Origin of the sequence: Lactonifactor sp. BIOML-A5, from assembly GCF_009677585.1 — a bacterium.
In the GTDB taxonomy this organism is placed as follows: domain Bacteria; phylum Bacillota; class Clostridia; order Lachnospirales; family Lachnospiraceae; genus Lactonifactor.
Map to the genome: position 1 here is coordinate 101,652 of NZ_WKYV01000010.1, position 15,947 is coordinate 117,598.

At 37.2% G+C, this 15,947-nt stretch carries 12 protein-coding genes; 2 read left to right on the forward strand and 10 right to left on the reverse strand.

Going from position 1 to position 15,947, the window contains the following annotated elements:
- The first annotated feature begins 218 nt into the window (after positions 1-218).
- Positions 219-1,694: a nucleotide sugar dehydrogenase gene (locus GKG41_RS10420; RefSeq protein WP_154258419.1), complete on the forward strand. Its 1,476-nt coding sequence runs from the start codon at positions 219-221 to the stop codon at positions 1,692-1,694.
- Between the two features lie 58 nt (positions 1,695-1,752).
- Here the strand turns inward: GKG41_RS10420 and GKG41_RS10425 are convergent, their stop codons facing one another.
- Positions 1,753-3,720, reverse strand: a complete 1,968-nt coding sequence (locus tag GKG41_RS10425) for a helix-turn-helix transcriptional regulator (protein WP_154258420.1) — start codon at positions 3,718-3,720, stop codon at positions 1,753-1,755.
- A 206-nt stretch (positions 3,721-3,926) separates the two neighbouring features.
- On the opposite strand from GKG41_RS10425, the gene GKG41_RS10430 reads away from it, so the two are divergent.
- The gene (locus GKG41_RS10430; RefSeq protein WP_154258421.1) at positions 3,927-4,820 is read left to right on the forward strand and encodes a helix-turn-helix domain-containing protein; all 894 of its coding nucleotides are present in this window, start codon (positions 3,927-3,929) and stop codon (positions 4,818-4,820) included.
- 36 nt (positions 4,821-4,856) lie between these two features.
- On the opposite strand, the gene GKG41_RS10435 is transcribed toward GKG41_RS10430, so the two are convergent.
- The 9 genes from GKG41_RS10435 to GKG41_RS10475 form a co-directional block, all read right to left on the reverse strand.
- Positions 4,857-5,912, reverse strand: a complete 1,056-nt coding sequence (locus tag GKG41_RS10435; RefSeq protein WP_154258422.1) for an NAD-dependent epimerase/dehydratase family protein — start codon at positions 5,910-5,912, stop codon at positions 4,857-4,859.
- A gap of 18 nt (positions 5,913-5,930) precedes the next feature.
- Entirely contained in the window at positions 5,931-7,679 is a 1,749-nt protein-coding gene (locus tag GKG41_RS10440) for a DUF4209 domain-containing protein (RefSeq protein WP_154258423.1), read from the reverse strand.
- 237 nt (positions 7,680-7,916) lie between these two features.
- Positions 7,917-8,843 (reverse strand): sugar phosphate nucleotidyltransferase, encoded by a 927-nt coding sequence (locus GKG41_RS10445; RefSeq protein ID WP_154258424.1) that lies wholly within the window; start codon positions 8,841-8,843, stop codon positions 7,917-7,919.
- A gap of 77 nt (positions 8,844-8,920) precedes the next feature.
- A complete protein-coding gene (locus tag GKG41_RS10450) occupies positions 8,921-9,475 on the reverse strand; it encodes a serine acetyltransferase (protein WP_154258425.1) in 555 nt (184 codons plus the stop codon).
- 64 nt (positions 9,476-9,539) lie between these two features.
- Positions 9,540-10,715 carry a Coenzyme F420 hydrogenase/dehydrogenase, beta subunit C-terminal domain gene (locus GKG41_RS10455; protein ID WP_154258426.1) on the reverse strand — a complete coding sequence of 392 codons (1,176 nt, stop codon included), beginning with the start codon at positions 10,713-10,715 and terminating at the stop codon, positions 9,540-9,542.
- Complete coding sequence (locus GKG41_RS10460) at positions 10,705-11,847, reverse strand: polysaccharide pyruvyl transferase family protein (protein WP_154258427.1); 1,143 nt, start codon at positions 11,845-11,847, stop codon at positions 10,705-10,707. Before GKG41_RS10460 ends, GKG41_RS10455 begins: the two co-directional genes overlap by 11 nt.
- 23 nt (positions 11,848-11,870) lie before the next feature.
- The gene (locus tag GKG41_RS10465) at positions 11,871-13,061 is read right to left on the reverse strand and encodes a Coenzyme F420 hydrogenase/dehydrogenase, beta subunit C-terminal domain (RefSeq protein WP_154258428.1); all 1,191 of its coding nucleotides are present in this window, start codon (positions 13,059-13,061) and stop codon (positions 11,871-11,873) included.
- The gene (locus tag GKG41_RS10470; RefSeq protein ID WP_154258429.1) at positions 13,058-14,218 is read right to left on the reverse strand and encodes a polysaccharide pyruvyl transferase family protein; all 1,161 of its coding nucleotides are present in this window, start codon (positions 14,216-14,218) and stop codon (positions 13,058-13,060) included. Before GKG41_RS10470 ends, GKG41_RS10465 begins: the two co-directional genes overlap by 4 nt.
- 109 nt (positions 14,219-14,327) lie before the next feature.
- A complete protein-coding gene (locus GKG41_RS10475) occupies positions 14,328-15,788 on the reverse strand; it encodes a lipopolysaccharide biosynthesis protein (RefSeq protein ID WP_154258430.1) in 1,461 nt (486 codons plus the stop codon).
- Positions 15,789-15,947 lie beyond the last annotated feature (159 nt).

The window sequence follows — 15,947 nt, forward strand, 5'->3', positions numbered from 1 at the left end:
TGACTCAAAAAAGTCATGATCTGAGGCCAGCTTTGCAAAGTTATGCTATTTAAAATAGAATTTTTACTTTTTACTCGTATTCTATTGATATATTATGTAATTTTTGATATCATAATTGCGCATCAAATGATATTTTTAATATCATTTTGGCGCATTTTGAATTTAAACTATTTTGGAATACACCGAATATAAAAAATAACTGAAAGGATGATGATAAAATGAAGAAGCTTTCATCAAAGCTTGTCGCTTCAACAGTCTTCTCTAAAAGAAGAGAACAGAAAATATCTCAAGCGCAATTATCCGACATGAGTGGTATTAATCGCTCTATGATCGGCAGAATCGAAAATGAACAATATACTCCAAGCATTGACCAACTTGAAACATTAGGAGAAATCCTTGGTTTTGAGGTTGTAGATATGTTTGTTGAGCACACTCCTGCAAAACCTGCCACAAACTCTATTAACCACAGGTACAACATCGCTGTTGCAGGAACCGGATATGTAGGTCTTTCCCTTGCAGTCCTTCTTTCTCAACATAACCATGTAACTGCGGTGGACATCATTCAGGAAAAGGTTGATCTTATCAATAACAAGAAGTCTCCAATTCAGGATGACTATATTGAAATGTACCTTGCTAATAAAGAACTGGATCTTACTGCCACCCTCGATGCGGAAGCAGCATACAAAGACGCTGAGTTTGTCATCATTGCCGCTCCAACAAATTATGACAGCAAGAAGAACTTCTTTGACTGCTCTGCAGTTGAAAATGTTATCGAAACTGTTCTGAAAACTAATCCGAACGCAATGATGATTATCAAGTCTACCATCCCGGTTGGATACACCGCTTCTGTTAGAGAAAAGTACAATACTAAAAATATTATCTTCAGCCCGGAATTCCTTCGCGAATCCAAGGCACTCTATGATAATCTCTATCCTTCAAGAATTATCGTATCCTGCGATGCAGATTCTGAAGATAAGGCTCATACTTTTGCTGAACTTCTTCAACAAGGTGCTGAAAAAGAAAACATCGATACACTGTTTATGGGCTTCACTGAGGCAGAGGCTGTTAAGCTCTTTGCCAACACCTATCTCGCTCTTCGTGTTTCTTATTTCAATGAGCTCGATACCTATGCGGAAAGCAAAGGCCTGAATACTCAGGAAATCATCAACGGTGTATGCCTTGACCCTCGTATCGGCACACATTACAACAATCCTTCTTTTGGTTATGGTGGATACTGCCTGCCGAAAGATACCAAGCAGCTCCTTGCCAACTTCCAGGATGTACCGCAGAACATGATGTCTGCTATTGTAGAATCCAATAGAACGAGAAAAGATTTTATCGCTGATAGGGTTCTTGAGATTGCCGGTGCTTATGAAGCAAATGACACTTGGAACAGAGATAAAGAATGTGACGTTGTTGTCGGTGTATATCGTCTTACAATGAAGTCTAATTCTGATAACTTCCGTCAGTCTTCTATCCAGGGTGTTATGAAACGTATCAAAGCAAAAGGTGCTACCGTTGTTATTTATGAGCCTACCCTCAAGGATGGTGAAACATTCTTTGGGTCCAAGGTTGTAAATAATCTTGAGACATTCAAATCCATGAGTAAAGCAATCATCGCAAACCGTTATGACAGCTGCCTTGATGATGTAATTGAAAAAGTTTATACACGCGATATTTTCAAGCGCGATTAAAAAGAAGGCCCGCTATGTAATCCATAGCGGGTCGTTTGCATCTATGCACTTATAACTATTATGCCGCCCTCTCAAAAAGGGTCGGATATTTATTCTGCTTCAAGATATCATCGCATCTTTCTACCGTAAGCTGCTCTGCTTTGAGTAGGAAACTACGATAGAGATGATCCAGTTCCGTCCTTCGGAATGTTATACCAGCATTAGCAAGGATTTTCTCTGAAACAAATGAAGGAAGCTTCAGCGCAACACAGATAGCGACCAAATGTGGCTTTGAAGGATTCATCGCATTCAGGCAATTATAAACGACCTTACGATCCACATTCAGTTCATTCGCAAGGAATTCCTGAGTAAGTCCTTTTCGCTTCATGATATCCATGATTGCCTCTTTGTAATCGTCGGACATATCGTAGTAGAAATCTCCCCACAACCAACAGTCATCCGAGAAAATCTGGTTTTCCTTATCGTATTCTTCTGTCGCAGGTTCTGCTGCAAGCGTATAACCAGGGAGATACTTATCTTTAACCGGTTCGGTTTTATTTCTTGATACTATGCCCAACTGATAACTGGTATCACGAGCTTTGCCACATTTATAAAAGCCCAAACAGCACTCATCAATATGCTGTCTTGCATAGGCTGTCAGGCGGATCCTTCCTGAATAATCAAATTCAAGATATTTTCTATTGTTTCTGCAGAAATGGCTTTCGGCATAACGAAATCTGCCATTACTAATTAACCGCGCAAATCTTGGCTCTCTTTCGCTAAGGTCAATGGCATCCTTAACAGAGATGGTGTATGTCACGCCTTCCATCCACTTTCCGCTGCATCCATGATCGGGGATCACCATATTATCAATATAGCAATTGATTCCTTCAGCCTCAGGATATCCAAGTTCAATCATACGATATCTGGCCATGGAAAAAGAAACGTGGAAATGTTTCATTACAGCCGTAATTGTATTTCTGATCTTTTCTGTGGAAGACAATTTCTTATACTTTGCCAGTTCTTCTTCAATAAAAGCTTTCGTACTGGAATATTCTAACAGTAAATATGCTGGAAGCTTATCGCACTGCAATTCCATCCAATCGACTGCAGTCTTATTCGTAAACGCATGTCTTTGCGCTTTTCTTCTATTGGTATATGCCGCTTTCTTGTTTCCAGCCATCATCTGCAACAGGAAAAACCAGCGATCTAAATACATATGGGCGCATTCATGTACAATAGTGCTATTCCTTACTCCCGGTGTAGAACAATTATCACTACTGATAAGAATGGTTCCAGGCTTCACCGGAGCAATGCGCACTCTCCCCTGTCTGTCAATGAGTTCAACACTGGCATGGTTGTAGTAAAGCTGTCCCATTATGGATGGATCTCTAAAATGCACCTCATGCACTTCAAGTCCCATCCTTTTAGCCAGGTCGTCAGCATTCAAGCAAAAACCTTTGGCTCCAATTACTGTTCCGATCTCCGGAAAGTACTGCTGAAGCATGTCATGCGCTACTAACTCATAATCACTGTTGTATAAAATCGGAAGAAGATACTCATTTGTAGCAATTGGATATTGCTGCAAGTACTGATCATCTCCTTTGAAAATGTTTATGATTGGGCCTACACATTTCTGTGAACATGGCTTCAAATCCAGAATATAGCGAACCCTGAAGTCAGCTGTCCCATACATTTTTCTATTATCGCAGTCGGTCCCTTCAAGTTTTCCCTGTATGATAAAATCCACCACAGTATCAGCAGTTCCCTGCTGAATTCTGGATCTTGTCATTCTATATGCATAAGACATTAGTCTTAATGCCTGCGCCTGTTTCATGACACCAGCATCATGGATCTGTTCTGTTTCCATTTTTAAATAGTTGCCGATTACCAGTCCCATGTCTTCCTCAAAGTAATCAGTTAAAACCTCATACGCTGAGTAAGGTCTATCACCTGTAGGCATCTTCTTTCCTGCATGGGATGATACCGGCATGGCAGTCAAGCCAGAACCCTGCCCGTAGTCTTTAGTTGTAAACGTATAATTCAAATTGATCACCTATAAAATCATAATTGTGAGTGGGATTGTGATCCTAATTATACTCTTTTCCCTTCGATCTTTCAATAGATTTGCACATTTTTATTTTGCTTTTGCTATTGCATTGCACAATATTATTGTGCTATAATGCACTTGTCACGATAGCAACGCATAGAGAAATCAACGCCCTATCTGGCTTAGAATTGGAGGACAACGCCATGAAAAACGGCGAACACAACATGGGAGCTGCTCACGAGGCTCTTTCCGGTCAGAATATCATTCATCTGCCAAATGTCATTTCACAAGACATAAACACATTATCCTTTGGAGAAGTCATAAAAAAATACCGACAACAGAGCAATCTGAGTCAGACTGATCTGGCCGGTATCATGAAAACTTCTCGTAATACTGTTGTCAACTGGGAAAATGGCAAGGCAAAACCAAGCATTGAATCTATCACTACACTCTGCACACTGCTTGGAATTCCCCTTTATGAGTTATTTGGAATTTCAAATGTTGAGATGCCCTCTCGCCATGAAAATACCATGCTCACTCAATATCGTAAACTGAGTACTGTCAGCAAGAAAATGGTTGATCGTATGATTTCTACCATGCTCCAAGAAGAGATGGACGCTCGTGATCAGTATCTTCGCTCGACCTACATTATCCTTCCTCTTGAAGGGACACCTGCTGCAGCTGGTACCGGATGCACCTTTAATGACCTTAAACCCGAACCTCTATTTGTAAAACGATCACGTTTCAGCGAGGCTGCTGATGCCATTGTTCGCGTTTCCGGTCCTAGCATGGAACCGCTCTATCACAATGATGACCTGGTATATGTTCAGTTTACTGAAGAAGCTGAAGACGGCACGGATGTCATCTGCTCTACTGCAGACGGTGCTGTTATAAAACGTGTCAAAAATAAAATGCTTTATTCCCTCAACCAAGACTATCCTTTCGGCAAAAAAAATGAGGACGACCATGTAGTCGTCCTCGGTAAGGTTCTTGGTATCGTAGGGAAAGAAGATCAACCGAATACAGAAGATATCGCCGATCTGGAAACGGTTCTCTCACGAGAACTCCGCGAATTCTACAAAGAACACGGCGAATAATCATCAAGGCTATCTGCTCCGGCAGGTGGCCTTTTCTTATACCTGGTAGTATTCCTTATACCATTCTGCAAATTTTCTTAAGCCCTCGCGAATTCCAATCTTTGGTGTAAATCCATAATCTCTCTCAAGTGCTTCGCTATCAGCATATGTTACTGGGACATCACCAGGCTGCATACCAACAAGCTCTTTATGTGCATCAAAATCATAATCCTCTGGAAGTACACCAGCTCGAACGAGCTCCTCCTGAAGTGTATTGATATAGTCCAAAAGGTTTTCCGGAGTTCCACCGCCGATATTATAAATAGCGTAAGGTGGAATCGGAAGACCATCCTCTCCGGTTAACTTATCCGGCGCTCCACCCATTACTCTGATCACACCTTCCACAATGTCATCGATGTAAGTGAAATCTCTCTTACAGTTTCCGTAGTTGAAGATGGAGATCGTTTCTCCCTTGAGAAGGCGTTGTGTAGCTGAGTAGTAGAACATATCAGGTCTACCAGCTGGTCCATATACAGTAAAGAAACGAAGTCCTGTGGATGGAATGTTATAGAGTTTGGAATAGCTGTGGGCGAGAAGTTCGTTAGACTTCTTCGTAGCCGCGTAAAGTGATACTGGATTGTCTACCTTGTCCTCTGTGCTGAACGGCACTTTTTTGTTTCCACCGTAGACGGAGGAACTTGAAGCGTATACCAGATGTTCCACTGGATTGTGTCTGCACGCTTCCAAGATATTATAAAATCCGATGATATTGCTCTCGATATACACGTCTGGATGGTCGATGCTGTATCGCACACCAGCCTGGGCAGCAAGGTTGACCACAACGTTGAAGTTGTGGGTTTTGAAGAGATTGGTGATAAGTTCTTTATCCGCCAGATTACCTTTTACGAAGGTAAATCTTCCGTCGTTAATCTTTTCAATCTCACTTAATCTGTAGTCTTTCAGCGCTGGATCATAGTAGTCATTCATTACGTCCAGGCCGACTACCTTGATGTTTGGATATCTAGTAAGTAACTCTGTGGTGAGATTAGCTCCAATAAAACCGGCTGCACCGGTAACAAGGATAGTTTTTCCGTTTAAATCTATTTTTTGCATGGTTCATTACCCCATTTCTTAATTATCATCTTCGTTTTTCTCTTCATCAAGTTTCATGTAGAATCCATGTGAAGTAGCCACAAATATCTTAAAAAATACAAAGCAGAAATATATCGAAGAACCTGAATTAGCTGCGCCAGGTTCTAAAATACCATGCGCTATCATATTTCTCAGATTACTTCCTGCTTTTTCGTTTAACAATCCACGGAATGTGAATAAATAGTCTGGATCATAACAATCCACTAATTCAGGAATATCAAATATCGATGAAAGTGTTTTTGCATTTGATGTATCATCGTCTTCAAGTGTATAGACCAATCCACCATTTTCTTCTGCAATATAGCGGAAAGTATTTTCGGCCTGAGGTGCTAATATATGCAATGCTTCATAGAATCGGCTGTGCAACGCCATATTAAATCCACTGGCGAGAATCTTTTCCCTCCCTGGACGTACAATCGCACATTCATTAAATATGAAGAGAAGATCCTTTTCGTCAAATTTATGTTTTCGATTAATTTCTTGAAGTGCCCAGTAAATAGCTGTACGACCAGAAATATCTGTGTACTCCGTGAGTTTTCGAAACATATGTAATTCTATAACATGCTCATTAGTCTCATTCCCATGTAACGGTGGTAAATCGATAACTCGTCTCCCTTCTCCATCCAACAGACTTGCACCAAACATACCACTAAAGAAGTTTCCTTCTTCATTGATTTGCTTTCTTAGTTCATCCTTTGTATAGATATGAATAAGCTGAGTAAGTGTCCACAAATCTTCCGTAAATGAGGTATCCTCAAACAGCTTTACAATTTTATCATGCGGCTCTTTCATATCCACAGAGTGTGAGATTTTTGCCATTTGTCCAGGAACCTGTTTCTGTAATTCACCAAGTTTTCTCAGTAATACAGCCGCCTTTTCAGGTTCTTGATTATTTCTCGCAATATGGATTGCTTTTTCAAGAGCCTTTATCGAAATAAACAGGTCATTGATTGCCTCGCTCTTTTTCTCTGCTTTCGATTCATAATATGCGACTAAATCCATATCACAATCATGTGTGGATTGTTTACCCCAGACAAGGAGCTGTCTTTTGACCTTATAAGCCTCTTCAACTTTATGTTCAAAATGATTCTGCTCCACTGAAAAGGAAATAATATTATCTGCTATATCAAGATAATCTGAATATGATCCATATTTTTGTTCAATCAGCTGTTCTAATAACACAACCGACAGGAATAAAGGATCTTTTCCATTTTCTTTGATAAGACTTGCCTTTATTGTTTCGCATACACTATTGTAAAGATCTTTATTTTTTCCAGTTTGAGCTGCTATGCAAAGAGCACGACATATCATGTCCACACATGTAGTCCAATTCTTATTATCATAGGTTTTCTCAAATAAGACCAAATATGATTCTGCTGCTTTTATAGCTGACTTATAATCTTTTTTTGTAACCCACAGCACATCACGTATCCGTGTGGCAATTACAATAGGCAGCTTTTCCAGATCAAGAGCCGATAATAATTCAAAATCAGATTCAGTAAGATCCGATATATCGAAGGTACGTTTTCCTTCCCATCGCATCTTTGGACCGAATAATTTGTCCGGATGTCTGTAATCTTCATGAAGGCTAAGTATGTCCACAATTAAGGTATATAACTCTTTCTCTTCTTCATCGATAGCTAATACTTCATCAACATTTCGATCAAACCGAACCTTATCAATTTTGTACACATCATTATATTTTGAAAAGAAATCATATATCGTCATGAACTAATGCTTGCCTCCTTTCCTGGTGAGTAGACAAATCGCTACAGTTCCACACTTTCAATCTTTTTATATTTTCGTTTTCTCTTAAAACCCAAGATAGCAAGGCACTAAGCCTCGCCGTCTTGTTAAAAATAATCTCAGTTATCGATTCAAACAACCAAGAACCTGATTCCTCTTTCTTCCTAATATTATTAGTACGCTTGGTAACTGGAAAAGTCAGTTATCTTTTCAGATAATTTACAAATCTGAATACAGATCTTCTTTATACAAACCACTGTTAATCAGACCCCTAAATGCAGTCTGCACAGCAGCAACATCTTCCTTGTAAGTCATTCCATACCAAGTATCATTTGTTGGAAGAACTTTTACTGTGCACTCCCCTTCTCTTAGCATTCCACCGATGATAGTTGGTAAGAGGTATTCTGCCTTGAGCGGGTTGGCAGGTACAGTGTTTTCAAAGAAATCCACAAAACCAGAAGAAAGAACATTTAAAAACTCCGGTGGATTTCCAGGAAAGCCCCAGAAATTCATGGAAACGAAACTATCCGGATCGAGAGTCTCACCATCAGCTTCAGCTCCGCCATTAACTTTCACAATATTGCTTGTTTCCACAACATCTGTCAGATGAGTGTGTCCATCTGCAACTTGGCAAACGCCTCTTGTCACGCCGCCATTATCTGAAAGTGTATTCTTCAGAATAAACCCAGCCATCGCATAAGCGTTAGGTTCGTGTTCAAGAACTAACCAATCATGCATAACACGGTAAGCTTCTTTACCATAATAATCATCCGCATTGATCACAGCGAATGGATTGTTGATCAAATCCTTAGCAGCTAACACAGCCTGACCAGTTCCCCACGGCTTTATTCTATCTGCAGGTTTTACTCCTGGGATATCGTTAATATCCTGGAAGGCATATTTGACTGCCACATTGTGACCAGAACAGATCTCTTCTATCCTGTTTCCGATGACTTCCTTAAACTCTTCCTCAATATCTCTTCTTATTATAAATATGATTTCATTAAAACCGGCCTCAATGGCATCATGGATTGAATAGTCCATAATGATATGGCTTTGGTTATCAACAGTGGCTAACTGCTTGATACCTGTTCCAAATCTTGACCCGATGCCCGCGGCCATTATTAGTAATGTAGTTGGTTTCATCGTAAACTTCCTATATATTGCCACGCAAACTAATGTTACGCTAACGAAGCTCAACGGGAATATACTCTAAAAAATACTTAAAATAATACTCCCTTAGTTCCTCTGTCACTTATTTTTTTCGCGGGTACACCACCGATAGAAATATTGGGTTCGCTAAAATCTTTGTTTACAACAGAATTTGCTCCAATGGCAATTCCATCAGCAATGGAAATCCCACCATATATTTTTGCTCCAGGGCCAATATATACATTATTTCCAATACATGGTGCTTCGCTGCCATTGCGAAAATCAGCCCCTATGTTAACTCCAACATGAATTCTACAGTTTTCACCTATTGTAGCGAAATTCGAAATAACAATCGGCCCCACGTGTGATATACACAATCCCTTTCCTACAGTATTCGGTGAGATTGTAAAATTACATTTCAGACCTAATTTAAATCTTCGATAGCGATAAAAAGTTCCAAATAATTTAGCAATAACACCGTTTTTATTTCCATAATACTCACACTTTCGGAGCAAAATCTCATACTTCCATATAACATCATTAAAGGCTGGTCTTTTTGATCTTCTATTTAATGCTTTTTTATCGGCAGCAAGATACTCAAGTAGTTCCTCTTTAGTACCTATCATTTACCAAATACCTCCTTTATAGCATTAGTTTTCTTTGTTAATCCTTAGAAAAGCTTGCTATTAACTAACGAAACAATGCTTTTATTCTTTTTAAATAAACCGTCAATTGTTGTGGAAGCAAATTCAACAATCTTGCTTTCACTGGGATTTGATGTATATTAGTTTCAAAGAATGATGCATTCATATCAATATAATAATTCTCTCTCTCCTCTGGCCTTTGCGTAGGACCTTTTAAATTATCCTGCCCTAATACGATGTCTTGATAGTCGCAGACAAAGTATGCTATTTCTTTTTCTACACTATCAATAAGCTTCAACCCTTTTTCTGAATTGACAATTACACTAGAAACACCATCATCTGAATAGAATCTAGGATTAATTTTCATTAGTCTCCAAAAATCACCTACAGTCAAATCTGCAGGTCGGTTTGTAGCATATGAATAATTGCACAAGTAACAAGATTCCCTATAGTTTGAGCCATTCAAAAAGTCTATTCCATATTTAAAAAACTCAAGAGGATTTGTGTCAGTTTTTCCGTTCTCACATTCATAATAGTAGTTAGTACCCCACCCTTTTTTTACTTTGTACCTGAAATCCCACTTCATTACATTTGATTGCTGTTTTCTTGATATTGAATCCAAATGATATTTAAAAAGTTTCGGTGATGGAACTCCATGACAAATGATATCTATCGTATACAAATTCTCATACTCTATACGCAAGAATGATTTAAGCCCCGCAATTTGACAAGGTGTTCCTGTAAAAAGGACTACGCGCCCTTCATCCAAGAATTGTTTTGCCGCTTTGAATGTACTTCCCATGTCAGACTGCACGTACTTTGAGGATTGGATTTTGGGCAATTCTTGAAGATTGCTTATCATCTGATGTCTAACAACAAGGTTCTCATCATATATTGCGCCAAAGACTATGCCGCCGCTAAGTATAATATTTTTTGCAATAATATAGGCGGCTCCTCCAGATGCACTATGTAATAATTCATCTCTATTTTTGTTTTTTAGTCCAACTGCCTTTAATGGAGTACTTTTGACTGTTTCTAAACCATTGCTAGGGCATACCATAAAACATTTCTGACATGAAACACATTTTTTCGTATCAATAAATGGATATAAAAAACCCTCCGGATTTACTTTCATAGATATTGCATTTACTGGACATGAGCATGCACACGCACTACATCCAGTGCATTTTTTTCCAATATCCAAAATATTCTTATTTATCATTATTCTTCTCCACTTCAGTAATGCATGAATTCAAATAATAATAGCAATTTTCCCTTAATTCGTTCAATTTTTGAGTGATCATTTTATAATTTATAGGTTCTTGCTCATTTTCAGAATCATATCTGCACAGCAAGTCCATAGAATTTAAAATCGATAACAATCTCGTTGATTGATTTTGAGAAGCACCATAATTGCGACTAAAAGCATAAATATCTTTTTCAAAATTCAATGAAAATGCCAGACCGTGAAATGAGTCAGTAAAAATCACTTCAGCATTTAAAACCAGATTTAAAAACTGAATAGGTCCACAATCTTGACTTATCCAATTTTCCTCCTCGATATTCAGATATGGAATATAATAAACAGGGATATCATGCTTTCGAGCATAACTATTAACTCTCGTCTTTGCTAATTCTGATGGAGCATCTAGAAAATATGCTAAAATATAACGATCTGTATTTTCTTTTTTTAGTTTTAGCAGTTCAATCCATTCATGTTTGTTCAATACCAATGTTGGATCAATCAATTCTTCGCACAGTCTATTTGTGATTTTTTCTATTAACATTTTCCCGGAATTTTCTCGGGATGACAAAAATCTAATCCCCATCAATTTTTTTGTGAACTGTTTTTTGTTATAATCAGGTATCAATTCTTTACCCAGACTTGGTGCAAACGCAATTCGTTTTGAATATGGTGCAAATTCCAGATAATAAAATGGATCTAAATATAAATCAGTAGGATCCCAAATTTGATCACTTCCACATATAAATGCTGTATATTGATTCTTTTTTGCTATATTCTTTAGTTGCAAATATGATACATAATTTGGCGCTATCTCATTTTTATAGAATTCTAAAAAAAGATTCATACTAGTTTCTGACATGGTTTTGTTAAAACTAGATTGATATGATTTTCTAACTCTATTGGCCTCTTTAAAATGAGTGATTGAACGCAATAACAAAACAACTATTTTTTTTACCCTGACGTCCCTTCCTTCGATTAAGCTTCCTTTGAGCTTGTAAACCACAGGCTCATAGCCTGTTTTTTCGATAATTCTCTTAGAGGCATAGCATTGTAGCGCAGAACCAAAATTGTAGCCTGTAAATAGCGTACATATACCTATCTTATTCATTCATAACCTCACTCTCGAAAAACTCATTCATCGCTTGGCTTAGATGAAGGTATTAGAATTCTTTTCACCTTAACCCCCCACTTAAGAAAAAGCGTTTTAAATTTTCGTTTGATAATAGTTTTTTTAACAAATTTCAAGTTATAAGCTGACTCCAACCCACTACGAATAAAAGTTTCTTCAAATACTTTTTGCTTCTCCGGTTTAGAAATAGCCATAAAAATGGCTCTATTGGCTTTAGCATTTTTCTCACTAATTGGAAAAATAGTGAAAGTCTCATCAATTAAATCGATTAGCTTTTGTCCTTTTTCATTATGAATGAGAGCTGAAGAAACTCCATGCTCATTGTAGCCCCTCATTCCAGGTTCTATAGAGTGATAATCACCAATCATCATATCACCTTGTAACTGTTCGCCTTTAATTTTACAAGAATAACACGAAGGTCTTTTCAAATACTTAAACGCTGCCCCATAAGAGCTATCATGGAATGGAAGCATAGTTTCTTTGCCATTTTTCATGGTAGTTCTAATATAAAATGGAGTCCACCTGCCGTTCTTCTTCCAACGCGTCGAAAAATCTTTAATCGTAGAATTATATTTGTTTTCTTGCAATTCACAGTATTCTCTATGGACTCTCTGTGAAGTTGGTCCGTGACAAATCAGTTCGATAGTATATAAATCCGAATTGGTTCCATAATTACTTACTACCGCAGCAACATCACATGGCAATCCAATAAATAAAACCTTGCAGTTAGATTTTAGGTCATTCTCAATTTTCCTATATATATTACCTTTATTTGCTTGTGCATATTTTGATGTTTTTAATCTTTCAACATCTTCTAAACAATTTGCTCTGATATATTCTATTTTTTTATAATCAGATGTATAAGCAGCTCCATATACTACTCCACCTTTATTAATAAAAGCCCTTGAAATAGATGTCGCCATCCCTCCAGAAGCACATGAGATATTATCCTCAACGTTCTGTAGGCTTCCACAATAATATGAGATAAAACTTGATTTAATTATCCCATCCTTTTTCAGGGGGCATACTTTTATACATTTTCCGCAACTAATACATTTATTCTCAACCACTCTAGGATACAGAAAGCCCTGATTATCTTGATGCATTTCAATAGCATTTTGAGGACATTGATTAGCACACATACTGCATCCGCAACAATCTTTATATTCTTGAAATAAGTCTCCTGTTTTCATTGCTTGCAGTCCTCTAACGCATTTTTTAAGAAACTTAATGATTTATCTCGTTTTTTTCTAACAAGTTCATTAACCTTATCATAATCTATTGGGCTCATATCAAAATCTTCCACCTTAGCATCATTCAATACAAGTCTGTTTTCAAGTTCCCAGGATTTCAGTATATTATCAATACGAGAATTTCTTGAGTTTTTGCTTCCTACTTTTGTTCTGTAAAAAATAAAAAAGTTCTTATTATTAATTACCGAAAAGGCCAGCCCATGAAATGAATCTGTAAGTACATATTCGGCTCCACGAATAAGATTAATAAAATCTTTTGGTCCACGACCAGTTACAATTTCGTCCGCATAACTAACATCAATGTCAGAAACACTTTCTGTGCTCAGAATAGAAACAATCTTTATACCAGTTTTATCTGCAAACGCTCTTGCCAATTCTTTATGCTCTCTAGTATTACCTAGGAAATAGCATAGAATATACTTATCATTTACAATGTTATTTACTGGTATGAGTTGTTCCCATTCATCTTTTGTAAATAAATATGTTGGATCTACTACCACCTCAACAGGAATATCGCATACGCTTTGAATAATTTCTTTCCCTTGTTCTTCTCTTACACTAAGGTGATTTATTCGTTTCCAGAATTGTGCTGCACTACTTCTACAATAAATCGGATATTCTGAAACCCCTAAGCTAGGTGCATATGCAATTTTATTCATGCTATCAGGTGCAAATCGCAAAGTAGTAAAATTACCAAAAGCAGAATCTGGAGGCCAAACTTGATCACTCCCAATTAGTACTCCATCAAAATTCTCTCTGGCATATTTTTCCAGTTGCTCTATTCCATTGCACTTTACTCTATGTAATAGATTCTCACTAATAAATTCATTAGATACTTTTTTTCTAGCGTCAACATTCTGTTTATGCAACTTATCCAATGTTATTTTTGTTTTTTTATTCCTGTACTTCTTCATTATTTCAACAAAAAAATATACCGGAAGCCATGGAGTGAATCTGATGTGTTTATACCCTATTCTGTTATAATCAATAATTTCGGTTTCATATCCTAATGATTCGATTTTTTTCTGAGTAGCATAGGCCTGGAGCAACATTCCGTAATTTACTCCTTTATGCGCTAAACATAACCCTATTTTCATTGTTATTCTCACTTTCTATGTATCCAATATGTGACCATTTATTAGAATCATCCACAAGATCATTCTAATTAACCATATACAAAATCTAAATTATCTGATGAACACACACCTATTTGCTAATTCTTTTAATAATTGGATTAACCATATTTTTTAGTTTCTCTCGCTCGTTTGAGAAGAGCATTAGAATTGCAGCATATACAATCATGCAAATAATTACACCAATAAAATTAAATAACATCGTCTGATTTACACTATGAAGCCCCCATGCAACAACAGCCATCACAATAGTAGCAGCATAGTAATGCCAGGACTCCCTAACCTGATCAGGTATAGTAACTGCACATATTTTATTTAAGTAATAGGTTTCAGGTAATACAAGTAGTATCTTAGTTATTGATCTAACATATACAAAAATCCAAAATCCATATCTTAGTGCAATGAAACATGCTGGAACAGTTATAATTAAATCCAATAATTGCAGGTATAATGGTACTTTAAACTGACCTTTTGCTCTGAATACATCTCCATTAAGGCCAATGTAAATTGTTCTTATTGCAGTTGTAATAGCAGAAATACCAATAATATCTACTGCTTCCGTCCACTGAGCCCCAAGCAAAATATCCGTTGCAAAATTCCTGTACAATAACAATCCTGCACCCAAAGGAACAAGAAACATACACAAATTGCTTTGAATTCGCAAAAACATTTTTTTAAATTCCGCTTCATCATTTTGAAGTTGAGATAAGGCAGAAAACAATACAGGAACTATCGAAGCCGTCACTAATCCAAATATAGATGTCATTAAATTGGTAGAATTCTTATAGAGTCCTAGATAATAATCAGTCAAAAATCTTCCAATCAAAAAAGCATCAATCCATGAGGTTAGCCATACCGCCAATCCATTTAAAATAGTCCAAATTGTATAACTAAGCATTTCACGGAGATAATTCCAAGAAAAGAACAGTTTGGGTTTAAATGACTTAACCACGGCCAATGTAATCGATCTAATCAAAACTCCCGCGATGTTACCAATAATTAGTGCCCAATAATCTAATCCCAATAAAGCTAAAGGTATAGTAACCACTAATGGTGCGAGAGAAGATGCTATTCTTACATAAAATAGTTTTTTGAAATCCAGTTTTTTCCGTAATTTACAATTTTGTATTCCAATCATCCCATATAAAGGGATTGTCACTCCTGTTATTACAATCAAATACCCCTTATTAGGATTGCCGACCATTTCAGCTATTTGATTGTTGAAGAAAGCAATTGCTCCCCAGATGAATAAAGATAATCCTAAATTAGCCCAAAAGGCAACACTTAAATACTCTTCTTCTTGCTCTTCAGAATCAAATATGTGTTGTATTAAATACTTCTGAAATCCGGAATCAACAAACACTTCTGCAAATGCAATAACCATTAATACCGTGGTAAGGATTCCAAATGCTTCCGGTGCAAGTATTCTTGCCAATATCATACTCGTAATTGGCGTTATTAGTTTTGCTACTATTTCGGTTATCACAGACCATTTTGTAGCAGTATTAACTTTTTTATTTAATGAATCTGACATATATTCACCTTCCTGATAACACTAAATATAAAGCATTCAAATCATATCTTCCCCACCATATATAATCAGCAAAACACATAGATGCAGTCGGCGGACTCCAACGGACGGTTTTGCGGAGCAAAACGGACGCGATGCGGAGCGAGCGGACTAACCTATTAT